The organism is Lysinibacillus sp. LZ02, from assembly GCF_050613145.1.
Lineage (GTDB): Bacteria > Bacillota > Bacilli > Bacillales_A > Planococcaceae > Lysinibacillus_B.
This window is the reverse complement of the sequence record NZ_CP192507.1, coordinates 3,570,556-3,593,642: the sequence shown is the minus strand read 5'-3', so window position 1 is coordinate 3,593,642 and position 23,087 is coordinate 3,570,556. Positions and strand designations below refer to the sequence as shown.

The following is a 23,087-nucleotide window of genomic DNA, read 5'->3' as shown; positions in this document are numbered from 1 at the left end:
TAAATACAAATATTTCAGTAAACGGTATAATCAAAATAGATGATTTTTGATGTAAAGTGGGTGTAACGAAAACCATGATAAGTTATGAAAAAAGGATTTTGTATAGTTTTTTATCGTTAGGGATTATGATGGGGATTATTTTCCCCATATTTGCTGAACTATTTGTTGAAGTTGGGGAAGGAAAGAAATTGCTCTTTTCCCTAAGCTGTATTATCGCGGGTTTACTAGTAGGTATTTTTAATTATTTGATTTATAAGCTTGTCATTAGTCGTGTGTTAGGGAAGATGAGGAAGTTAGTAGAACCTGTTTCAACAGGTGATTTAACAGTAGACATGACGATTCAATCAAAAGATGATATCGGTCTATTAGCGGCGAGCTTTGAACAGGTCATACAAAATCTGCGTAACATGGTGAGAAACGTGCAAAATAGTTCGTCGGATGTTGCAGTCTCCTCCGATGAATTAAAAGAGGCCATTAAACAAAGTAAGCTTGCGCTTGAACAAATTTTAGTAGCAACGAAGCAAGTGGCTGCATGTGAAGATTTACAATCGGAACATGTAAAGCAGGCGTTGCATTTTGCGATTCAAAGTACAGTTGAGATGAATGAAGTGTCTACAACTGTGAATCAAGGGACAAAACTGGCGGACGAGACAAGCAAAAAAGCGGCTAATGGTACCCAAATTGTTGCTGAAACGGAAATCAAGATGACGGAGATGCAGCAACAAATTGAGTTAACTGCCAATGTCATTAAAACATTTGAAAACCAAATGGCTGAAATCGGTAGAGCCGTTCATATCATTCATGCCATTGCAGAACAAACGCATTTACTCGCACTCAATGCAGCGATTGAAGCAGCACGAGCCGGCGAACACGGGAAAGGGTTTGCGATTGTAGCAGATGAAGTGAGAAAGCTAGCAGAACAGTCTTCAAAAGCGGCGGGAGAAATTACGAAAACGATAGAAGAAGTTCAACTACAATCTGAACATGCTGTTTCTTCAATTGATGATGGCACAAAAGCCTTAAAGGAAGGCCTCATGCAATTTCATGAAACGGAATCTGTCTTTCATGAAATAACAGACAGGATACAGAATGTCACGACTCATTTTTCTACAGTGGCATGTAAAATAGAACAAATAAAAGCGAGCACCATCCATATGGAAAAAGCCATGAGGGAAATGGAGCAAAACTCAACATTAACTACGAATCAATCGCAAAATATGGCAGAATCCGTAGTACATTCTTCAGCAGGACAATTGAATGCAATGAAAGAAATCGAACGATCATCAGAGAAATTATCAGAAGTATCAGAAGCGTTACTAGGTTTAGCTAACACGTTCAAGGTGAAATAATGAAAGATGGAGGGAAAGCGGCACAGAATGATTTTATCTTTTGTGTCGCTTTTCATGTTTGTGTAGCTACTTGTTTTCATTTTTATTGGACTGCTGGTTTTTATCATGGTTTGTTTTATTATCTTTATTTTTTGCCTTCGCATCAAATTCAGCAGCGAATTCTTCGTTTAAATTGTCGTTAGGGTTATTGTTATTGCTATTTGTGTCATCTAAGTCTGTGCTTTTATATAGACCATATGGATTGTGCGTACGTGTATTGATTGTTCTCTTATTATTTTTACTCATGGCTGTTCACCTCCTAAGTGTAATGTGCGCAACATAGAACATTTTATGAGCTATTAAAGAAATATCATAAAAAGGACAAATTTAGCTGAACTCGTTATGATAACGGTAAGGCAATATATATATGCAGGAGGAGATTGGAATGGAGATTGGTTTAACGACATTTGTTGAAACGACGCCAGATGTAAACACAGGGAAAACGATTAGCCATGCTGAACGTATTCGAGAAGTACTTGAAGAAATAGTATTGGCCGACGAAGTGGGGTTAGATGTGTATGGTGTTGGTGAGCATCACCGAGAAGATTATGCCTGCTCAACACCAGCTGTATTACTTGCCGCTGCTGCACCGCTGACGAAACGTATTAGGCTAACAAGCGCGGTGACCGTACTATCTTCAGATGATCCAGTAAGAGTATTTCAAGAGTTTTCAACGGTTGATGCACTGTCAAATGGACGTGCGGAAATTATGGCAGGGCGAGGCTCTTTTATCGAATCGTTCCCGTTGTTTGGCTATGATTTAAAAGATTATGATACATTATTTGATGAAAAATTAGACCTGTTATTAAAAATAAGAGAATCTGAAATCGTTCATTGGAGTGGCAAGCATCGTCCCGCCATTCACAACCGAGGGGTGTATCCACGTCCCGTACAGGATTCTTTACCGATTTGGATTGCAAGTGGTGGTACGCCGCAGTCTGTTGTACGTGCAGGCGCTCTTGGCTTACCGCTTGCTTTGGCCATTATTGGTGGCAGTCCATTACGATTTGCATCGCTTGTCAAACTATATTATAAAGCGGCTAAGAAAGCAGGACATGATATTTCAAAGCTAACAGTTGCCACGCACTCACACGGTTTTATCGCAGATAGTACCGAGATAGCTGTTGAAAAATTCTTCCCGCCAACACAAGCTGTGATGAATGCTTTAGGGAGAGAACGAGGTTGGGGACCTTATACACGCGAAACATTTGAAGACGCACGTAGCCTAGAAGGGGCGCTATATGTTGGGGACGTAAAAACCGTAGCAGAAAAAATTATCTTCCTTCGTAAACAGGTAGGCATCACACGCTTTATGCTTCACTGTCCAGTTGGTTCCATGCCACATGAAGATGTGATGAGATCCATTGAGCTACTAGGAAAAGAAGTTGCACCAATCGTTCGAGAAGAAATTGAGCGATGGGAAAAAGAAGAACATAATGGTGCAGATTAAATAAAACACAGGAGGAGAACATCCCCCTGTGTTTTAAATTTCAATGATAAGCGGCAAGAGCATGGGCTTTCGCTTTGTATGGGTAAATACATATTGACCAACTGCTTTTTTGACTGCTTGCTTCATCGCAAAAGGATTGGCTTCCTTAAAACGGTCAATACTTTCTTTGACGAGCGTATTAATATTGTTAATCAAATCCTCTGCATCCTTTGCATAGACAAATCCACGAGAAATTGTATCAGGATCAGAAATGAGTGAGCCGTCTAGCTTACTAATGGTTATGACAATGACGAGCATCCCATCCTCAGATAGCTGCTTCCGGTCACGAAGTACGACTTGTCCTACTTCACCGATGCCGTAACCGTCGACATACGTATCTCCAGCGACTGTTTTACGCGTTTGTCGTGCTACACCGTTTTGAATATCGACAATATCACCATTATTAATAATGAATGTATGCCCTTTTTCTACACCGACTGATTCAGCTAATAAACGGTGTTGATGAAGCATTCTATATTCCCCGTGAATTGGGATGAAATATTTTGGCTTCATAAGTGTTAACATGAGCTTTAAATCCTCTTGATAACCGTGTCCAGAAACGTGCATACCGGTAATGCTTGAAGAGCCGTAAATGACATGTGCTCCTAATTGGAACAAATTATCCACGATACGTGAGACATCTTTTTCGTTTCCTGGTATTGGGGAAGCAGCCAAAATGACTGTATCACCAGGATGAATTTTAACATCTCGATTGCTACCGGTTGAAAGTCGAGCAAGCGCGGCAAGTGGTTCCCCCTGGCTCCCCGTACATAAAATGGCGATTCGTTCAGAAGGGAGTTGATGGATATCACGTGCATCGACCATCATCCAATCAGGGATATCTAAATAGCCTCGCTCTCTCGCCACATGTACGACATTGACCATACTTCGACCAAGCAGTGCAAGCTTACGATTCGTTTTCAAGCAGGCAGCGACCACTTGCTGCACACGATTGACATTGGAGGCAAATGTCGAAATGAAAATTTTCCCTTTTCCTTGTGCTTTTAGAAAAGCTTCTTCAAGATGACCACCAACAAGCTGTTCAGATGGGGTCAATCCAGGGCGCTCAGCATTTGTACTTTCGGATATTAAGGCAAGTACACCTTCTTCACCGATTTTAGCCATTTTATGAATGTCTGAATATTGCTCGTTTACAGGTGTTAAATCAAATTTAAAATCGCCTGTATGAATGACCTTTCCTTCTGGTGTATGAAACACAATGCCTAAACAATCAGGAATACTATGACTGACTTTAAAGAAGCTCACATCCATCTCCCCAAACGTTAAATGGGTATCTGCGTTAATTTCATGAAGCGTTGATTCCCGTAAAATTTTATGCTCTTTTAATTTTAGTTCGATTAATCCGAGCGTAAAACGTGTAGCATAAATAGGGATGTTCATCTTCTTTAAAAAATAAGGAATGCCACCGATATGATCCTCATGTCCATGTGTCACAATTAATGCTTTAATTTTTTCTCGATGCTCTTGTAAATAAAAAACGTCTGGAATAATTAAATCAACACCTAGTATGTGGTAGTCAGCAAATTTCGCACCACAATCAACGAGGACAAGATCATTTCCATACTGCACAACATACATATTTTTCCCAATTTCATTTATTCCGCCTAAAGCTAAAATAGATAATGCATTATCATGATTCGTCACATTTATTCCTCCTTTAGTTCGAACTGTATTTGCTACAATACTCTTTAGTATTACTTTGAATTTTTAGCTCTATACAAAGGAATGAAAAGTTCATAGGGAATTAATACGTTTTGTGAATGAATGAAAAAAATCCACCTTCGAATCGTTCGAAGATGGCATAGTAATCACTAAAATATCTTTTTCGTATCGCGGTCGTCTTTTAACATTTCGACAGCTTCTCTAAACCGGAGGGAGTGGACGATTTCTCGTTCTCGCAGGAATTTTAAGCTGTCATTTAAATCTACATCATCTGACATATCGATGATCCACTGATATGTGGCACGTGCTTTTTCCTCCGCGGCAATATCCTCGTATAAATCGGCGATTGGGTCACCTTTTGCCTGGATATAAGCAGCTGTAAATGGTACACCCGAGGCATTATTATAAAAAAGAGCTGAGTCATGTGCGACATAATGATCACCAAGACCTGCTTCTTTTAATTGTTCAGGCGTGGCATCTTTCGTCAGCTTATAAATCATGGTCGCAATCATTTCTAAGTGGGAAAATTCCTCCGTTGCGATATCTGTTAAAAGACCAATAACCTTATCAGGAATGGTGTAACGTTGATTCATGTACCTGAGGGCAGCTGCTAATTCCCCATCAGCTCCCCCGTATTGTTCCACTAAATACTTCGCTAACCTTGGATTACATTCACTTACTTTCACAGGGTATTGTAGCTTTTTTTCGTAATACCACAAAGACGTTTTTCCCCCTCGATGATGAGATTTACACTTGCCATGGCCACGGTGTATCAATCCAATTCCAAGGATAATTAGAGAAACTTCTCCCAAAATTCATAAGCGGTCCAAATTGTTGTTCAAAGTGAACCTTTAATTCCATACTTTTTTGGGCAGTTTCATTAAATTGTTTAATCGATTCGAAATCATGAGGGTGTGTGTCTAAGTAGAGGGTTAATTCGACTAATACAAAATCAATCGCTTGAATTTCTTCGAGTAGTTTATAAAATTCTGGGGGCATTTTCTTATTCATTTTTCGTCCCCCCTTTTTGGGGAGCTGGATAAGGGCTGTAGAGCTGAGGCCAAAGTGTCCCATGCCTTAAAGCTAGTTGTGGAGAGTGAAATTGTGCAAGTCCGACTGGCTGAAAACCGATGTATAGTTGTGGAGGTGTTGCATAGCTTTTAATCCGTATAGGCTTACATGGATCAAACGGGCTAATATAAGGCTTCCAATATTTATACTGTGTAAACAAAAAATCCTCCTTCCTGTTTTACACATTATTCAAAGTGTATGAGTAAAATGTGAAGATTAATACAATAAATCAATATTTAATCATTATCCCTTGCTGCCGGAATTAGTAAAGCATTGTGTAAATATACATAATTAACTCATAATACATAAATATTTAAACATATATTCCTATTTAAATAACTGTTACTTTCCGCTCCAATGCTAGCTCCTCGTGACGCTTCCAAAGTCTGTTCACGTAGAAATTTCCATTAAAAGGGGGATGAAAGGTGAGACAAAAGCCAAAAAGATTAAAAAAGGGAGATACAATCGGCATTATTTCTCCATCTGGACCATTCCGAGATGGGCAAATGGAAAAGGCTATTCTTTTTTTAGAAAAGCTCGGATTAAATTATAAGCTTGGGCAGCATGCGAGTAATCGATGGGGGTATTTAGCTGGGAAGGATGAAGAGCGTTTAGCAGATCTTCATAATATGTTTGCAAATCCAGAGATAAACGGGATTATTTGCTCTCGGGGTGGTTACGGCGCAGCAAGAATGACAGACAAGATTGATTTTGAACTCATTCGAAATAATCCAAAAGTATTTTGGGGGTACTCTGACATTACGTTTTTGCATACATCCTTTGGTCAATTGTCCAACTTAGTTACGTTCCATGGACCGATGCTCACATCCGATGTGGCTAGCGCTGATTTTGCGGAACTGTCAGCTAAAATGTTTGAACAGTTATTTGAACCAACACCACTTGTATATGATGAAAAAATAAGCGAGCTAGCGGTACTTAGTCAAGGCACAACGAAAGCAGAAGTGGTAGGCGGGAATTTATCATTATTAGTTCAAAGCATTGGGACAAAATTCGAGATCGAAACAAGTGACAAAATTTTATTAATTGAAGATATTGGCGAGGAACCATATCGCGTGGACGGTATGCTAAATCAACTGCGCCAAGCAAATAAGCTAGAGAGGTTAGCTGGCGTAGTCATTGGTGATTTTGCAGATGCTTTATCAACGGGGGATAAGCCTTCATTGACATTAGAGGAAGTGCTGGACGATTATTTCAAAGACCGACCATATCCTGTTATGAAAGGCTTTAAAATGGGGCATTGTCAGCCGCATTTTGCGATTCCGTTAGGGGTTGAAGGGGAGTTAGATACCTATAGTAAAACGCTACGCCTCTCACCAGGTGTCGAGTAGGGAGTGGGATGATGAAAATTCAATCGATTGAAACGTTTGAAGTCGCTGTACCTTTAATAAAGCCATTTAAAACAGCACTACGAACCGTGACAACAGCTCAATCAATTTATGTGGTTGTAACAGATGAGGCCGGAAAAAAAGGGTACGGGGAGGCACCACCGACACATGTTATTACAGGGGAAACCCTCGTTAGTATTAAACATACCATTGACCATATATTAGCGCCTGTATTAATTGGAAAAGATTTAATGCATTCAGAGCGAGTATTTACGGTTCTCCATGAAACCATTATTGGTAATACAAGTGCTAAGGCGGCATTAGATATGGCCATCTTTGATTTACTTGCAAAACAAATCAACCAGCCGTTATTTCATTATTTAGGCGGTTACCGAGACACAATAGAAACAGACTTTACCGTTAGTGTGAATGAACCAAACGAAATGGCAGATGATGCCGAAAGCTATGTTGCCAATGGATTTGATGTACTCAAAATAAAAGTAGGCATCGGCGATATCGGGACAGATATCACACGTATCAAAGCAATCCGCGAGCGTGTAGGTAATCAAATCAAACTACGCCTTGATGCGAATCAAGGATGGGAAGCAAAGGAAGCTGTCAGAGCCATTCGCCAAATGGAGGATGCGGGACTAGAAATCGAACTGATTGAGCAGCCCGTTATTAGATATGATTTTGAGGGGTTAAAATACGTTACAAATCATACGTATACGCCTATTATGGCAGATGAATCTGTCTTTTCACCAGATGATCTAAAGCGTATTTTGGCAATGCGCGCCGCAGACTTAGTGAATTTAAAGCTCATGAAGTCAGGGGGCATTTATAAAGCATACAAAATGAATAAGATGGCAGAAGCGTATGGGGTGGAATGTATGGTAGGGAGCATGATTGAGACAAAAATCGGCGTATGTGCCGCAGCTCATTTTGCAGCTAGTCAGCGCAATATTACGCGCTATGATTTTGATGCACCATTAATGCTTGCCGAAGAAACAATTGATGGCGGTATTCAATACAATGGACGTGTTATCACGTTCCCAGAGGATAGCGGGTTAGGCATTCGGGGCATAAAGGGAGGAACTCTACATGGCTGAACAATATGTATGTGCAGTATCTGTGGCATCCATTTGGTCTAATCCAAACATGGTGCGGGAAATTGATAAACATGCCATTTCTAATCCAGTTTCGATTTTTAATTGGATTGATGAGATGACAAAAAAAGAACGTGATGCACTATGCCGTGAAAATCGTCTTCATACACAAGTCTTATACGGAGAACTACTTGAAGTAGATACTATTCAGGGCGAATGGGCAAAAGTGAGAGCGGTTGAACAGCCATATCGCGATGTAAATAACGGTTATCCGGGATGGATACCAATTGCTCAATTAAAGGAAAAAGTGGAGCGAGAGGCAATCGGCTATATGAGAGTGAAAGAGCCACGCACCCAACTCTATGATCAAGGAGGGTTACCGTTACTCGTTTTGTCATTTAATACAATGTTACCGGTGCTTTCAGAAGAGAGCAATTCCTATACGGTAGCGATTCCTCATGGACAAGGAAAAGTATTGAAAGCAGCGGTTGATTTTACGACTAACAAATTCGCCTTTCCAAAGAAAACGGCACAAGCCTTTGCGGAGGAAATGTTAAAGTTTTTAGATATTCCTTATTTTTGGGCAGGTATGTCTTCATACGGCTATGATTGTTCAGGACTAACTTATAACGCCATGAAGGCTTGTGGTTATAAGATTCCGAGAGATGCAAGTGATCAAGCAAAAGGTGGACAAAAAGTAAGCCTAGAGAACAGAGCCGCTTGGCAAGTGGGCGATTTATTGTTTTTTGCCTCGAATGGTGAAGGGCGAGTAAGGCATGTAGGAATTTATATAGGGAAAAATCGCCTGTTACATACATCCATTGCGGGAGGCAAAGTAGAAGTAATTCACCTGCAAGGGCATCAGCTTGATCAAGAAATTGTACAGGTTAGGCGTTACCTCTAGGGGGAAGAGTATGGAGAAAGAAGTGTTAGTATCTGTTCAAAACTTAAAGAGATATTTTGATTGAGGGGAAGAACAATCAAGAAAGAGCCAGGTCACTTTGTTGCTTGTCATTTATATAAATAGTAGATTCATATCACTACACCACAGTCTTAATTGCGGATTGTGGTTTTTCTTTTATCAATTGAAAATGCAAACAGCGAGCTATAAAGCGATGTAAAGTGTTAGAATAGATAGAGTTAAAAGAAAAGATAAGGTGAATCAGTTTTGAAAACATTTAAGAAAGTTTATATCGAAATTACGAGTGTGTGTAATTTAGCTTGTAGTTTTTGCCCGCCTACGCAACGTGCAAAAGGGCTTATTAAAGTAGAACAATTCGAAAAGATTTTAGATCAAATTCGTCCGCATACAAAATATATTTACTTGCATGTAAAGGGGGAACCGTTACTGCACCCACGTATTGATCAGCTATTAGACGCGGCACATGAGCGTGGCTTTAAAGTGAATATTACAACGAACGGGACACTCATTAAAAAGCAACGTGAAAAATTACTAGGCAAGCCAGCACTTCGTCAAATGAACTTCTCGTTACACAGTTTTGACGGGCATGAAGGGTCAGAAAATCGCGAGAAATATTTAGAGGATATTTTAGATTTTGTACGCGAAGCACGTGAGCATAACGTCATTTTCTCGTATCGCTTATGGAATTTACAACGTGACGATCAGACAGAGACGGATCGTCGTAAAAATGTAGAGACGCTAGAAATTCTCGAACAAGAATATAACTTACCGTTTAAAATTGAAGAGCGTGTAGAGCCAGGGAAAGGTGTAAAAATTGCACCGAATATTTATTTAAACCAAGACCATGAGTTTAAATGGCCAAGCTTACTAGAGCCTGAATACACAGGGAAAGGCTTTTGCCATGCGCTTCGTAGCCAAGCTGCTATTTTAGTGGATGGAACAGTCGTACCTTGTTGTTTAGACGGTGAAGGGGTCATTGATTTAGGCAATGTGAATGAACAGTCGTTTTCAGAAATTGTTGAAAGCGAGCGAGCAAATAATTTAGTAGATGGTTTTTCGCGCCGTGAAGCGGTGGAAGAGCTATGCCGTAAATGTGGATATCGCCAAAAGTTCGGGTGATTAAAAAAACGATTCGAGTTAGTTGCTCGAATCGTTTTTTTGTGCTTGCAGAAATGTAACCGTCATTTGTTCGCTATCATATAAACACCAATCGCGTGATTCTACAACGGCCCCCACATTGATTTCGTATGTTTGGTCGCCGACATACATTGGTTGATTGTATTCGATTTTTGTCCGAATGCCGTTTATGTAGATAGCAGCACGATGACTATGTCCAAAAAATAATAAAGGTGTTTCATAGGAAGGGAAGGTTGGTTCGAAATGCTCGCTCCATTCAAACTGATGTCCATGCATGAGCGTCGCATTTTCAATGACAATCTTTTCTTCATAATTCAAAAATTGTTGTATGCCTGTAACGAAAGCAATACGTTCTTCTTGATTGCCGATAATCGATGGAAATGTCAGCAGTTCAGTAAATTTCTTTTTAATAATAGCGGCTTGATCGAGTGGGACATGCTCGGTTAATGCAACGGCTTTTCGTTTCCCAATTATGCATTCATATAAATCGCCAAGGCCGATCATTTGTGCATTCGGTGCTATTTCTTCGATATGCTTTAAAACAGCCTTTGTATTTTTATAGTGTGAGTGTAAATCACCAAGTAGTGCGTATTGCATCATTAATCCTCCGTTTCCTTCATTAATAGTAAAAAAAATTATTGTTAAAAATCAAGTCTCATTGTAAAGTGTTATGAATTTTCATTGCTATTAAACTTCCTGAATTGTTAAAATATTAATAGGTTTGAATTTTCTGGTTTCAGAAGGACAGCTGAAATTATGAAAAGGATTATTTCCAAAAAGATTTTGAAATACAAGGCTTAAAAAATTAGTAGGCATGGCTAAGGAAAAGGAGTTTTCGTTTTGTACACTTTTCTGATTAAGGGTGACTTTCGATCAGTTGCCACGTAATGCATCTGGAAAAGTACTCAAACATACGTTAAGACCGTCACAAAACATTGAAACAAAGGGGATAGGAAAATGACAAATGTATATATCGTAGATGGAGCAAGAACAGCCTTTACAGCATTTGGCGGTTCATTTGCAGGAGTAGATGCTGTACAACTCGGAACAGCAACAGCAGTAGAAGCATTAAAACGTTCGGGTGTTACCCCAGAGCAAATTGACCATGTTGTCTATGGGGGAGTAATTACAACAGGTGCAAATTCATCTTACTTAGCGCGTCATATCGGACTATACGCAGGTGTACCGCAGGAAGTACCAGCATTAACACAAAATCGTTTATGTGGTTCAGGTATGCAATCGGTCGTGACAGCAGCCCAACAAATTTTACTTGGCGAAGCGAATGTCGTATTAGCCGGTGGGGCAGAAAATATGTCGCAATCACCATATTCGAATTTTACACAGCGTTTTGCTGGAGCGAAAATGGGGGACTTGCAATTTACCGACATGTTGACAGCAACATTAACGGACCAGTACACAGGGAACGGTATGGGCATGACAGCTGAAAAATTAGCGGAGCAGTATGAAATTTCACGCGAGGAGCAAGATGCATTTGCGCTACTTTCGAACGCGCGTGCAGTGGTAGCCCGTGATGCAGGGAAATTTAAAGAAGAAATTGTGCCTGTTACAGTGAAAACACGTAAAGGTGAAACGGCCATTGATACAGATGAACATATTAAAGAAGATGGTACGATGGCGTCACTTGCCAAGCTTCGACCAGCGTTTAAAAAAGACGGTACTGTAACCGCTGCGAATGCATCGGGTATTAACGACGGTGCGGCATCTGTTGTTGTAGCGAGTGACCAGTTTGTACAAGAGCATAATTTAAAGCCAATTGCACGTATCGTATCGTGGGGAGTAGCCGGGGTAGATCCAACGATTATGGGGATTGGTCCAGTGCCAGCGATGAAACAAGCATTAGAGCGTGCGAATTTAAAAATAGAAGATTTAGATGTAGTAGAAGTCAATGAAGCATTCGCTGCACAATATTTGGCAGTTGAAAAAGCACTCGGTTTAGACCGTGAGAAGACAAATGTCAACGGCGGTGCGATTGCTCTCGGTCATCCAGTTGGTGCAAGTGGTACACGTGTAATTTTGAGTGCTGCATACGAGCTAAAACGCCGTGGGGGTAAATATGCGGCAGCCAGTCTTTGCATCGGTGGCGGACAAGGAATTGCATTAATTATTGAAGCGGTTTAATCTAAAAAACTAGCGTAGTCAAATGATTGATTATGCTAGTTTTTTATTGTGTAAATGAACGAGAAATCTATCAAAAATTTGCGGGACTTTCCGTGTGACCACTACACAAAATATGATAAACTAAACATTAACGAAATTAAACTAAAGCGAGTTGAATAGATAATGGTAGTAAAAGAACAACCATTTTTACCAATATTACTAGGTTCAGATATGAATGCATACGGCATGGCACGTGCTTTTTATGAAGCATATGGATTAAAACCATTAGTGCTAGGTCGTTCACATTTAACGGCTACACAAGATAGCCGCATTTTAAATTTCCAACAAATTGATCAATTAAACACGCAAGAGGTATTTGTAGGGGCAATGGAAAAGGTCGCTGCTCAATTCCCGAATAAACAGCTGCTATTATTAGCATGTGGTGATGATTATGCGAAGCTCATTATTAAAAACAAACCGGCACTACAACAATGGTTCACTGTACCATATATTGATGAATCATTAATGGATGAAATTTTACTAAAAGAAAACTTTTATAAAATGTGTGAGAAGTATCAATTCAAATATCCAGGTACAACAACGGTGACAGCTCAAGATTACGAAACATTCACACCGCCATTTGAGTATCCGATTATTATTAAGGCATCGAATTCAGTGGAATACTGGGCATGTTCATTCCCAGGGAAAAAGAAAGTATTCGTTGCGCATGATGAAGCGGAGAAAACTGCGATTTTAAAAGCTATTTATAGCTCAACATATCAAGATACGATGATCGTACAGGAGTTTATCCCAGGTGATGATTCGTATATGCGTGTATTAAATGCGTATGTTGGGAAAGACGGCAAAGTGAAGTTAATGTGTTTAGGGAACCCGATTTTAGAGGAACACTCTCCAGAAGGAATCGGTAGTTATGCAGCCATCGTGACAACGTATGATAAAGAGCTAATGGATCAAGTGCGCTTCTTCTTAGAAGACATCGGCTATACAGGCTTTGCGAACTTCGATATGAAATACGACGTGCGTGATAAAAAGTACAAGCTCTTTGAAATTAACTTACGTAATGGCCGCTCAAGCTACTATGTAACAGCAGCTGGCTATAATTTAATGAAATATGTAGCCGATGACCATATGCTTGATATTAAGCAAAATTTAACATATGCAGATAACGAGCATTTATGGATGATTATTCCAAAAGGCGTTTTATTCAAATACGCATCAAATGAAAAGCTGAAGTTAAAAGCGAAAAGTTTGATTCGTGAAGGTAAGTATACAAACTCTCTATTCTTCAAGCAAGATATGAATATGAAGCGTTGGTCTAAATTAACGTTAAATAGTTTGAATTACTATCGCAAGTATAAGAAATATTTCAATAATAAAGGTTTGTCAGAGTAAATGAAGAAAACATTAGGTATTATAGGTGGGGTTGGCCCACTTGCGACGATGCTTATTGGCGAAATGATTGTGCGTCGTACAAAAGCTAATAAGGACCAAGAACATGTCCATACAATTATCGATAATGATACATCGATTCCAGATCGGACGGCATATATTTTAGATGACACGAAAGAAAATCCAATCCCGTATTTACAGCGTGATGCAAAAAAGCTTGCGGAGTATGGAGCAGGTGTTATTTGTATTCCTTGTAATACTGCCCATACGTTTTATCGGGAAATGCAAGAAGCAACATCTGTACCGGTACTCCATATGATTCGTGAAACAGCGAAACGTGCAAGAGAGCTAGGCGCAAATCGTGTAGGTATTTTAGCAACAGATGGTACACTGGCTTCCAACATGTATCAAACCGCGCTTGAGGAGCAAGGGATTACACCTGTTGTACCCAATGCACATATCCAGCAGCAAGTGATGGCGGTGATTTACGATTATGTAAAAGCCGGGCGAGATGTACCCCCTGAGCTATGGGCGCCAATTGAAGCGGTGATGACCGACTGTGACCGCATTATTTTAGGGTGTACAGAACTCTCCATCGTGAATCGGGATTTAAAATTAAGCACACAATATATTGATTCACTCGTTGTGTTAGCAGAAGCAGCCATTGTAGCATGTGGCTATGAAATCAATTCGTAATCGTAGACCTGTCGTTTAAGACAGGTCTTTTTTATCGTTTATATGGTACACTAAAGGCAAGTATAAAAGAGGTAGGTAAAAACAATGTCAGCTATACAATTATTAAACGAAACATGGCAAAAAAAATGGTCATTCGAATCAGAGATGAAGATTCAGCAAGAAATGATTCCAGCGATGCTTGATGGGAAAGATATTGTCGCAGAATCACCGACAGGTTCAGGAAAAACACTTGCTTATGTATTACCCATTTTAAATAAAGTAGATGGCACAAAAAAACAAACACAAGCATTAATCGTTGCCCCTTCACAGGAACTTGCGATGCAAATTGTCGAAGTGATTCGTGAGTGGACAGAGGGGACGGATATTACCGTACAACAATTAATTGGTGGTGCCAACTCAGCACGCCAAATTGAAAAGCTAAAGAAAAAGCCAACGATTGTTGTAGGGACACCAGGTCGTCTAAATGAATTAGCGCGTGCAGGAAAGCTTAAGCTAAAAGAAATTGAAACCGTTGTATTAGACGAGTGTGATCAGCTACTGAGCCGTGAATACCGAGTAGTCGTGAAATCATTTATAGACGGTGCTGCATGGGGACGTCAGGTTGTCGTCGTATCAGCTACGATTACAGAAGAAATTGAAATCGTTGCAGAGCGCATGATGTTCGATCCAGTACGCATTAAAATTAAGCCAGAAGATATGGTGAAGGTCGGTAAAGTGATTCATTCCTTTGTCAAGGTAGAAGAGCGTGATAAAACGGATTTATTACGCCGTTTAGCCAACCTTGAAGGATTGCGCGGCTTAGCGTTCGTGAACAATATCGATCAAGTATTAATGAAAGAAACAAAGCTAAAATACAAGGAAGCACCAATTGTTACGCTGCATTCCGATATGAAAAAAGAAGAGCGTAAAAAAGCGCTAGATGCTTTTCGTAAAGGAGAAGCACGCATTTTAATCGCAACAGATATTGCAGCGCGTGGTTTAGATATCGCTGGTCTGACACATGTTATTCATGTTGATGTACCGCGTACGATTGAGCAATATTTACACCGTTCAGGTCGTACAGGTCGTGCAGGGGCCGATGGAGAAGTATTAACATTACTGTCGTATAAAGATGAAAAAACATATAAAAAATGGACACGTGAAATCCCAGGCAAACCAGTTCAAAAAATTTGGACGCAAGGTGAATTAATCGAAGGGAACGCGAAGACAATCGAACAAGCACCAAAGAAAGACAACAAGAAACCGTATCAATCGAAAAGTGGGAAACCAAAAAGAGTATTTAAAAAGGAGCAATAGTATATGACTTTTGGGGAAAAATTAGCGGCATTTGCAGAATTAGCTGTAAAAGTGGGCGTCAATATTCAACAAGGGCAATATCTTTTAATTAATACTTCTACGGATACATTAGAATTTGCAAGAGAAGTTGTCAAAAAAGCGTATGAAGCTGGTGCAGGACGTGTCCATGTTAACTTAACAGATGCTGTTTTTGAACGTGCATTTTTTGAAAATACAACCGTTGAAGAGCTTGAGAAGTTTCCAAAATGGGTTGTGGCACAGCGTGAAGAATTAATCGAACGTGGCGGGGCACTGTTATGGATTGATGCTGCGGACCCAGATTTACTTGCAGGGATTGAAGTAGAGAAAATTACTACCCAGCAAAAAGCAGCAGGTACAGCACTTGTGAACTACCGAAAAGCAGTCATGAACGATGATATCGCTTGGTCGATTATTGCAGTTCCTTCTGCAAAATGGGCAGCGAAAGTATTCCCGCATTTACCGGAAAACGAGCAAGTAGATGCATTATGGGATGCTATTTTCAAAACCGTTCGTATCGGCGAAGGAGATGCTGTAGAAGCATGGCGTAAGCATGTCGAAAATTTAGAAAAACGCGCAGCTGAGCTGAATAAAAAACGATATAAAAAGCTTCACTATAAGGCACCAGGTACAAACGTAACAATTGAGCTTCCGGAAAAACATTTATGGTTAACAGGTGGTAGCAAAACGCCACAAGGGACAACGTTTATTGCGAATATGCCAACGGAAGAAGTATACACAATGCCAGCGAAATACGGTGTGAATGGTACTGTGTCGAATACAAAGCCGCTTGCATACAAAGGCAATATTATTGACCAGTTCACATTAACATTTGAAAAAGGGAAAATTGTTAAGGCACATGCAGAAGTAGGCAATGATTTACTACAACAGCTCATTACTACCGATGAAGGGTCAAGTTATTTAGGAGAAGTAGCACTTGTACCACATGAATCGCCTATTTCTTCATCTAATATTTTATATTACAACACACTGTTTGATGAAAATGCATCAAACCATTTAGCGATTGGGGAAGCCTATCCAACTTGTTATGAAGGTGGACGTGAGCTGGGACAAGGGCAGCTTGAGGCACTGGGCATTAATACATCGATTACACATGAGGATTTCATGATTGGTAGCGGCGAAATGGATATCGATGGTGAGTTAGCGGACGGTACAATGGAGCCGATTTTCCGTAAAGGTAACTGGGCATTTTAATAAAAAAACACTATGGAATAGGAGAGATGTAAGGTGAAAAAGCTTGTTATATGTCTCCTTGCATCTTTTCTGTTTACATCGAGTGCTTCAGCGAAAGAAATCTACGTTGCACTCGGTGATTCCCTGGCAGCAGGACAAACGCCGTATTCAGAAATTGATGCAGGATATACTGATTTTATTGCGATGCAACTCATGCGCGCTGGTCAACTCCAGTCATTTACAAAACAGCTAGCGTTTCCTGGCTACTCGGTAGGGGATGTACTAGAGCGGGTACAAACAGAAGAAGCTGATACGCTTTTACGTGATGCGACAATCATCACCATTTCAGCTGGTGCCAATAACTTATTGCCTCTTATGGCTCACAATCCACAAAACGGCACAATGAGCTTTTCACAGCTCTCTGTTAATTTTGCATTAAATAAAGCGCGTGAAGATTATATAGAGCTATTAAAGCATGTAAATGAAGTAGCACCAAATGCAGATGTTTATGTCATGGGGTATTATTTTCCTTATGTCAGTGTACATGCAGAACAAGCGGTAGGGGTAAAACAACAGTTACATCTGTTAAATGAAATTTTAGCAACTGTCGCGAGTGCATATGGTGCGCAGTTTGTGGATGTAGCGTTCAGTGGCGAGACGAGTCGCTATTTACCAAATGTAGCAGATGTACATCCGAATATGGAAGGGTATCGGGTTATGGCGAATGCGCTGTTAGAGAAGCTAGGTGTCATGCCAATGAGTACGACTCAACTACCGGAACCAAACCCGCTCACATTCCAAGAAATTTTACAAATGCAACAGCAACAGCAGACAAACGAAGAACAAGTAGCGGTAAAGCCGATTGAACAATATGTGGTGTACTATGGCTACGACCGATTTAAGCGACTCTTTTTGTAGGAAAGAGTCGTTTTTTAGAAGAATTCCGATAACAATAGCATGCCATCATATGGAAGCTATCACAAAAGGTGAAATGGCACCAAATTACTAATATAATGAACATCTCGGGTACTTTTTTGAGGTGTTTTTCTTATCAATAAAACAGAACGTACGTTTTATTTTTGTGTTCGTTTGTAGTATATTTAATGTAATAATACAAGTATATGGATGATTTTATAAGGAGGCGGTAGAATGAAAATTTTTCATACAGCAGACTGGCATTTAGGGAAGATTGTGCAAGGTGTTTATATGACAGAAGATCAGCGTTATATTTTAAATCAATTTATCCAAGCAATTGATGCAGAAAAGCCAGATGTCATCATTATTGCAGGAGACTTATATGATCGTGCGATTCCCCCTGTCGATGCGGTTGATTTGCTCGATGATACATTAGCTGACATTGTATTAAAACGTGGCATACCTGTCATCGTGATTGCTGGTAACCACGACAGTCCGACTCGCCTGCAATTTGGTAGTAAATTAATGAAGGAATCAGGACTTTATTTAGCTGGTGAGATGAGAGCAGATGTAAAGCCTGTCGTATTAATGGACGAGCATGGTGAAGTTCATTTCCATCTCATTCCGTTTGCTGAGCCAAGCATTGTCCGACAATTGTTTGCAGATGATTCGATATCGACTTGTGATGATGCCATGCAAGCGATAACCCGGCACATTAAAAAGGGTATGAAACCGGGTGTCCGTCATGTTGCAATAGCCCATGCTTTCATCACCCCATACGGAGAGGAGGCGGTGAATACAAGTGATTCAGAGCGCCCACTTGCTATTGGCGGGTCTGAATGTGTAAGAGCAGAGCATTTTGAGCCATTTCACTATACAGCATTAGGACATTTACATAAGGCCCACTATGTTTTAAATGAAACGATTCGTTACGCCGGCTCACCGTTAAAGTATTCGCTGTCTGAAGCGCAACATGAAAAAGGTTTTTATATAGTAGATTTAGCTGCGGACGGCTCTGTTCAAGTAGAGAAACGTAAGCTCGCGCCCCGAAGAGAGTTACGTATTGTGGAAGGGGACATGCAGCAAATTTTACGTCATCCTGAAAGCGACGACTATGTATTTGTCCGTTTAATAGATCCGACACCAGTAGTAAATGCGATGGAGCAAGTTCGGACGGTTTATAAAAATGCTATGCATGTGGAACGCAAAACGCTCCATACGGTTACGAAAGATGAAAAAGAAGTTATAAAACGAGAACAGTTAGACGATTTTACTTTATTTAAAGCGTTTTATGAAGAAGTGACAAAGCAGGAACCAAGTGAAATGATGCAACAATTATTTACAGAAGCGCTAGAAGAACTACTTGCTGAAAAACGTGAAAGTCAGGAGGTTACTGTGAAATGAAGCCACTCAAATTAACGATGCGTGCATTCGGTCCATACAAAGGCGAAGAAGTCATTGATTTTACAAAGCTTGAAAATCATCGGTTATTTGTTATTTCAGGGAAAACAGGTGCGGGAAAAACGACGATTTTTGATGGCATTGCATTTGCGTTATATGGGAGCGGCAGCGGCTCTGATCGTAAAGATCATAAATCAATGCGCAGTCAATTTGCGGATGATAATGTGCATACAGCGGTGGAGCTGTTGTTTGAAGTGAAGGGACGGATATATCACATATTGAGACAGCTTCCCCATGTAAAAAAAGGACGTAAAACAGCAACAGGGGAAGATTATGCATTTTTTGAAATGGGTCCAAATGGTGAAGCGCTAAAAATAGTTGAGCGTCAAAAAGCGAAAGAAATCAATACAAAAATAGAAGAAATTATCGGTTTAACATACGACCAATTTAATCAAATTATTATGCTTCCTCAAGGTGAGTTTCGTAAATTACTCACTTCTCAAACGGAAAATAAGGAAGTTATTTTACGTAAAATTTTTAAAACAGAACACTATGGTGAAATCGCTAAAAAGTTAGAGGATAAAAAGCAAGCGGCGGAAGCGCAAGCTAAAATGGCAAAAGCGATGCGCAATCAGTATATTGATCAAATTGCAGGGGCACTGCCACCTAGGGATTCTTTATTGTTTGAGCGTCTGCAAAATCAGGCAAATGTTTATCAAATCTTGCAAGCCCTTGAAGAAGAAAAGGTTTATTATGAACAAAAGGCAACAGTAGATGAAACATATTACATGAAAAGTTTTCAAGCGCACAATGACATGCAAGCGAAGTGTATTGAAAGTGAAAAGCTAAATGAGCGGATTCACGTGTTACAAACAAAGCGAATGCAATTAGCACAAAAGGAAAATGAACGCCCGTTATTTGAAGAAAAGAAAAGAGAGTACGAAGCAGCTGTAAAAGCTTCTAGCATTTTACCACTTTACAATACGTACGGTACAACGGCAAAAGAGCTAGCAGATGCAACTGAAAAGCTAGAAGGTTACGAGAAGCAACGTCAGCAATTGGAAACAGCATTCGCGCAGGCAGATCATGATTTAAAAATGGAGCAAGCCCGCGAGCCTGAGCGTACAAAACGAATCAATGAAATGAATGCACTGGAAAAAATAAAGCCTGTTTATCAAGAAATCGATATACTCATCAAAAAGATACCGACATCACAAAGAAATGTTGAACAGCTAAATGAAGAAATGACGAACGTGAAGGCTCTTTATGAAAAATACAAAGGCGCATTAGCCGCACATGCTGAAATGATGGAAGCGATAGAGAAACAGGTAGCTGAACTTCCGGAAATACTTGCTAGAGAACAGCAGCTGAAAGAAATTACGAATGCTTTTACAAAATTAAATAAAGCACATGCAAATATCCAACTCCTACAAGCAGACACAGAAACGGCAACTGCCTACTATGAAGCCGCTAGTCAATCATATGAGGAGCAGGAGCAAAAATGGATTCACAATCGTGCGTATGAATTAGCCTTAACGCTTGTTCCGGGAGAAGCTTGTCCAGTTTGTGGCAGTATAGAGCATCCTAATTTATGTATAAATGATACGGAAGCAATTGATAAAACGGCATTGCAACAAGCAAAAGAGGCAGTAGTGGCTGCTCAACAACAGCAATCGATTATTAGCGGGAAACTTGAAGCTGCTAAATCTCAGTTCAATGATTTACAGAAAGAGCTAATGGACTCAGCTGTTGATTTAACAAAAGAGACGATGTATAAAGAGCAGTACGCAGCAACAGTTGATGCGCTACAAGTGTTACAGCGCAAAAATGAAGAGCTTGCCCGATTAAGAACACAAGTAAAGCAGACAACGCAAGCGATGGAGCAGTGTGAAAACGAGCTTGCTCAGTTACGTACGAAGCATGAAGAAGCGCAGCGCATTTTACTGCAACAACAAACGATTTTAATGGAGAAACAGCGTACAATCCCTTCTGAGCTCCAAACACTGACACAAGTAATTGCAGCCTATGAAAAAACGGAGAAAGAATTGCAACTGCTACAAAAAGCGTTAAAGGATGCAGAACAACACTATGAATTAGCCCATACGAATGTCGTAAAAGTACAAGAGGCAATTAAGCATACAAATGAACGTAAAATCGGCTTAATCAAAAAATGTGCTGATGATCAAATGAGGCTACAGGAAGCGATTGTTCAAGCAAAATTTGTGAATGGAGAAGCATTCAAATTAGCATTACGAACAGATATACAGATGGCGACATTGCAACAGCAATATTTACAGTTCACAAAAGAATATCATGCATTAACAGAATTTGTACAAGCAGAAGAACAAGCACTGCAAGGAACAGAACGAGTGGATGTAGAAGCTATGCGAGCACAACTGGGCACATTAAAAGAAGCGTATGAACAAGCATTTAACCTATTAAATAAAACAAAGGAGTATGCAACGCACTGCGATTATTATGCAGAAAAGCTTACCGATGTAGCAGGGGAAATTGATCAGCTTGAGAAAATTTCAGGTGAAATTGTGCAACTTTATGATGTATTGCGCGGAAAAAATGAGCCTCGTATTTCATTTGAACGCTATGTACAGATGGGGTATTTAGAACAGATTACAGAAGCGGCTAATATTCGTTTAGACCATTTATCCAACGGACAATTCCGCCTTGAATGTTCAGATCGACAAGAATCCCATGGACGTCAAAGTGGTTTAAGCTTAGATGTATATGATAGCTATACGGGGCAAGCGCGTGACGTAAAAACGTTATCAGGTGGAGAGAAATTTAATGCCTCCCTATGCTTAGCGCTTGGTATGGCAGACGTCATTCAAAGCTTCCAAGGTAATGTACGTATCGACACGATGTTTATCGATGAAGGCTTTGGTTCGCTTGATGAAGAATCGTTAATGCGGGCAATTGATACATTAATCGAATTACAAAAATCCGGACGTATGGTCGGTGTTATTTCACACGTAGCAGAACTAAAAGATGCTATGCCAGCAATTTTAGAAGTTATCAAGCAGAAAGAAGGGTATAGTCGTACGAAGATTATATTGAAGTAGTAAATGTAAGAAGAAAAGTGTACGTCTTCATCCCAATGCTATCTAAAAAATTTTAGATAGTAACTTACAAGTAGCAAATGCTCACACTATCTTGAAAGCGCTTGTTATACAAAACGAACGAGGTAAGCAAAGCAGTATGTGAGCATTTGTCTACAAGTTTGAGGGCATTCATTTAAAGAATGCCCTGTTTTGTTATTGACGTCGAGTAGGTGTGGAACCCATTCTTTTTTTATTGGCAAGTACTTGTTTAACAACTGGATATAAAACAGGTGCCAGTTTGATAGCTGTCTTTAACATGTCTTTTACTTTCAAGCACATTGACCTCCCTCTAATGCTATGATTGTTGTTAGTATGTGCTTCTTTTATCTACCCATAACATGGAGGCCATATAAACTTGATTAGCGAAGCACTTTAATTCCTTGGACTACATTCCAAATAATGACAATTAAATACAGTAGCCCATAACCTAAAATCAAAACAATCCAAGTCGTAAATAGTATATCGCCGTTCATCTGCGAACTAAAGATTCCAATCGTAAATAGGGCGACTACTAAGATGCCTCCAAGAACAACAGGAATGACATGTGATAATAATGCACGGATTGCATGACGTTTAACTTCTGGGTCAGCGCTTACGAAATAAATAATAATCGGCACGATAAACGGAGCGAAAAATACACTGAAATAATTTAATGCACTTAGTCCTTTGCTATTATCCATTAACTTATTCCCTTCTCAATTTTTTTATTATCTTATTTACGTACAAAGTGTATGGAAGTTTCATGAATTTTTATACTTTAAGCCACAAAAACAGCATGGAT

The 23,087-nt window shown here is 39.8% G+C and carries 22 protein-coding genes; 14 read left to right on the top strand and 8 right to left on the bottom strand.

Features of this window, described 5'->3' with window-relative positions; genetic code table 11:
* Nucleotides 1–74: 74 nt before the first annotated feature.
* Nucleotides 75–1,349, top strand: coding sequence for a methyl-accepting chemotaxis protein (locus tag ACQQ2I_RS17455; protein ID WP_431028028.1), 1,275 nt, complete (start codon nt 75–77; stop codon nt 1,347–1,349).
* 66 nt (nt 1,350–1,415) lie between these two features.
* Here ACQQ2I_RS17455 and ACQQ2I_RS17450 read toward each other — a convergent pair whose 3' ends face one another.
* The gene (locus ACQQ2I_RS17450) at nt 1,416–1,634 is read right to left on the bottom strand and encodes a hypothetical protein (RefSeq protein WP_431028026.1); all 219 of its coding nucleotides are present in this window, start codon (nt 1,632–1,634) and stop codon (nt 1,416–1,418) included.
* Between the two features lie 139 nt (nt 1,635–1,773).
* Here ACQQ2I_RS17450 and ACQQ2I_RS17445 point away from each other — a divergent pair, with 139 nt between their 5' ends.
* The gene (locus ACQQ2I_RS17445; protein WP_431028025.1) at nt 1,774–2,838 is read left to right on the top strand and encodes an LLM class flavin-dependent oxidoreductase; all 1,065 of its coding nucleotides are present in this window, start codon (nt 1,774–1,776) and stop codon (nt 2,836–2,838) included.
* 33 nt (nt 2,839–2,871) lie between these two features.
* Here the strand turns inward: ACQQ2I_RS17445 and ACQQ2I_RS17440 are convergent, their stop codons facing one another.
* The 4 genes from ACQQ2I_RS17440 to ACQQ2I_RS17425 form a co-directional block, all read right to left on the bottom strand.
* Nucleotides 2,872–4,542 (bottom strand): ribonuclease J, encoded by a 1,671-nt coding sequence (locus ACQQ2I_RS17440; RefSeq protein ID WP_431028024.1) that lies wholly within the window; start codon nt 4,540–4,542, stop codon nt 2,872–2,874.
* Nucleotides 4,543–4,709: 167 nt separating this feature from the next.
* Nucleotides 4,710–5,279, bottom strand: a complete 570-nt coding sequence (locus ACQQ2I_RS17435; RefSeq protein ID WP_431028023.1) for a manganese catalase family protein — start codon at nt 5,277–5,279, stop codon at nt 4,710–4,712.
* Between the two features lie 28 nt (nt 5,280–5,307).
* Nucleotides 5,308–5,571, bottom strand: a complete 264-nt coding sequence (locus ACQQ2I_RS17430; RefSeq protein WP_431028022.1) for a spore coat protein CotJB — start codon at nt 5,569–5,571, stop codon at nt 5,308–5,310.
* On the bottom strand, nt 5,564–5,791 hold the full coding sequence (locus ACQQ2I_RS17425; protein ID WP_431028021.1) for a spore coat associated protein CotJA: 228 nt from the start codon (nt 5,789–5,791) through the stop codon (nt 5,564–5,566). The genes ACQQ2I_RS17430 and ACQQ2I_RS17425 overlap by 8 nt, the downstream gene beginning before the upstream one ends.
* Nucleotides 5,792–6,056: 265 nt before the next feature.
* On the opposite strand from ACQQ2I_RS17425, the gene ACQQ2I_RS17420 reads away from it, so the two are divergent.
* From ACQQ2I_RS17420 to ACQQ2I_RS17405, 4 genes are all read left to right on the top strand, one after another.
* On the top strand, nt 6,057–6,980 hold the full coding sequence (locus ACQQ2I_RS17420) for a S66 peptidase family protein (protein ID WP_431028020.1): 924 nt from the start codon (nt 6,057–6,059) through the stop codon (nt 6,978–6,980).
* Nucleotides 6,981–6,991: 11 nt separating this feature from the next.
* Entirely contained in the window at nt 6,992–8,086 is a 1,095-nt protein-coding gene (locus tag ACQQ2I_RS17415; RefSeq protein WP_431030546.1) for a dipeptide epimerase, read from the top strand.
* Nucleotides 8,079–8,987, top strand: coding sequence for an NlpC/P60 family protein (locus tag ACQQ2I_RS17410; RefSeq protein WP_431028019.1), 909 nt, complete (start codon nt 8,079–8,081; stop codon nt 8,985–8,987). Before ACQQ2I_RS17415 ends, ACQQ2I_RS17410 begins: the two co-directional genes overlap by 8 nt.
* Nucleotides 8,988–9,251: 264 nt before the next feature.
* Nucleotides 9,252–10,124, top strand: a complete 873-nt coding sequence (locus tag ACQQ2I_RS17405; protein ID WP_431028018.1) for a radical SAM/SPASM domain-containing protein — start codon at nt 9,252–9,254, stop codon at nt 10,122–10,124.
* Nucleotides 10,125–10,142: 18 nt separating this feature from the next.
* Here ACQQ2I_RS17405 and ACQQ2I_RS17400 read toward each other — a convergent pair whose 3' ends face one another.
* The gene (locus ACQQ2I_RS17400; protein ID WP_431028017.1) at nt 10,143–10,742 is read right to left on the bottom strand and encodes a metallophosphoesterase family protein; all 600 of its coding nucleotides are present in this window, start codon (nt 10,740–10,742) and stop codon (nt 10,143–10,145) included.
* Nucleotides 10,743–11,099: 357 nt separating this feature from the next.
* Between ACQQ2I_RS17400 and ACQQ2I_RS17395 the strand changes: the two genes are divergently transcribed.
* From ACQQ2I_RS17395 to ACQQ2I_RS17360, 8 genes are all read left to right on the top strand, one after another.
* The gene (locus ACQQ2I_RS17395; RefSeq protein ID WP_431028016.1) at nt 11,100–12,281 is read left to right on the top strand and encodes an acetyl-CoA C-acetyltransferase; all 1,182 of its coding nucleotides are present in this window, start codon (nt 11,100–11,102) and stop codon (nt 12,279–12,281) included.
* A gap of 162 nt (nt 12,282–12,443) precedes the next feature.
* Nucleotides 12,444–13,673: an ATP-grasp domain-containing protein gene (locus ACQQ2I_RS17390; protein WP_431028015.1), complete on the top strand. Its 1,230-nt coding sequence runs from the start codon at nt 12,444–12,446 to the stop codon at nt 13,671–13,673.
* Nucleotides 13,674–14,366: an aspartate/glutamate racemase family protein gene (locus ACQQ2I_RS17385; protein ID WP_431028014.1), complete on the top strand. Its 693-nt coding sequence runs from the start codon at nt 13,674–13,676 to the stop codon at nt 14,364–14,366. It abuts the gene before it with no gap.
* An 84-nt stretch (nt 14,367–14,450) separates the two neighbouring features.
* A complete protein-coding gene (locus ACQQ2I_RS17380; RefSeq protein WP_431028013.1) occupies nt 14,451–15,662 on the top strand; it encodes a DEAD/DEAH box helicase in 1,212 nt (403 codons plus the stop codon).
* A gap of 3 nt (nt 15,663–15,665) precedes the next feature.
* Complete coding sequence (locus ACQQ2I_RS17375) at nt 15,666–16,895, top strand: aminopeptidase (RefSeq protein WP_431028012.1); 1,230 nt, start codon at nt 15,666–15,668, stop codon at nt 16,893–16,895.
* 33 nt (nt 16,896–16,928) lie between these two features.
* Nucleotides 16,929–17,792: an SGNH/GDSL hydrolase family protein gene (locus ACQQ2I_RS17370; RefSeq protein ID WP_431028011.1), complete on the top strand. Its 864-nt coding sequence runs from the start codon at nt 16,929–16,931 to the stop codon at nt 17,790–17,792.
* Nucleotides 17,793–18,023: 231 nt separating this feature from the next.
* Complete coding sequence (locus ACQQ2I_RS17365) at nt 18,024–19,193, top strand: exonuclease SbcCD subunit D (protein WP_431028009.1); 1,170 nt, start codon at nt 18,024–18,026, stop codon at nt 19,191–19,193.
* Nucleotides 19,190–22,267, top strand: coding sequence for an AAA family ATPase (locus tag ACQQ2I_RS17360; RefSeq protein ID WP_431028008.1), 3,078 nt, complete (start codon nt 19,190–19,192; stop codon nt 22,265–22,267). Before ACQQ2I_RS17365 ends, ACQQ2I_RS17360 begins: the two co-directional genes overlap by 4 nt.
* Nucleotides 22,268–22,459: 192 nt before the next feature.
* Here the strand turns inward: ACQQ2I_RS17360 and ACQQ2I_RS17355 are convergent, their stop codons facing one another.
* Together ACQQ2I_RS17355 and ACQQ2I_RS17350 are read right to left on the bottom strand one after the other, a co-directional pair.
* Nucleotides 22,460–22,585 (bottom strand): hypothetical protein, encoded by a 126-nt coding sequence (locus ACQQ2I_RS17355; RefSeq protein WP_431028007.1) that lies wholly within the window; start codon nt 22,583–22,585, stop codon nt 22,460–22,462.
* An 80-nt stretch (nt 22,586–22,665) separates the two neighbouring features.
* Nucleotides 22,666–22,986, bottom strand: a complete 321-nt coding sequence (locus tag ACQQ2I_RS17350) for a DUF4870 domain-containing protein (protein WP_431028006.1) — start codon at nt 22,984–22,986, stop codon at nt 22,666–22,668.
* Between the last annotated feature and the right edge of the window lie 101 nt (nt 22,987–23,087).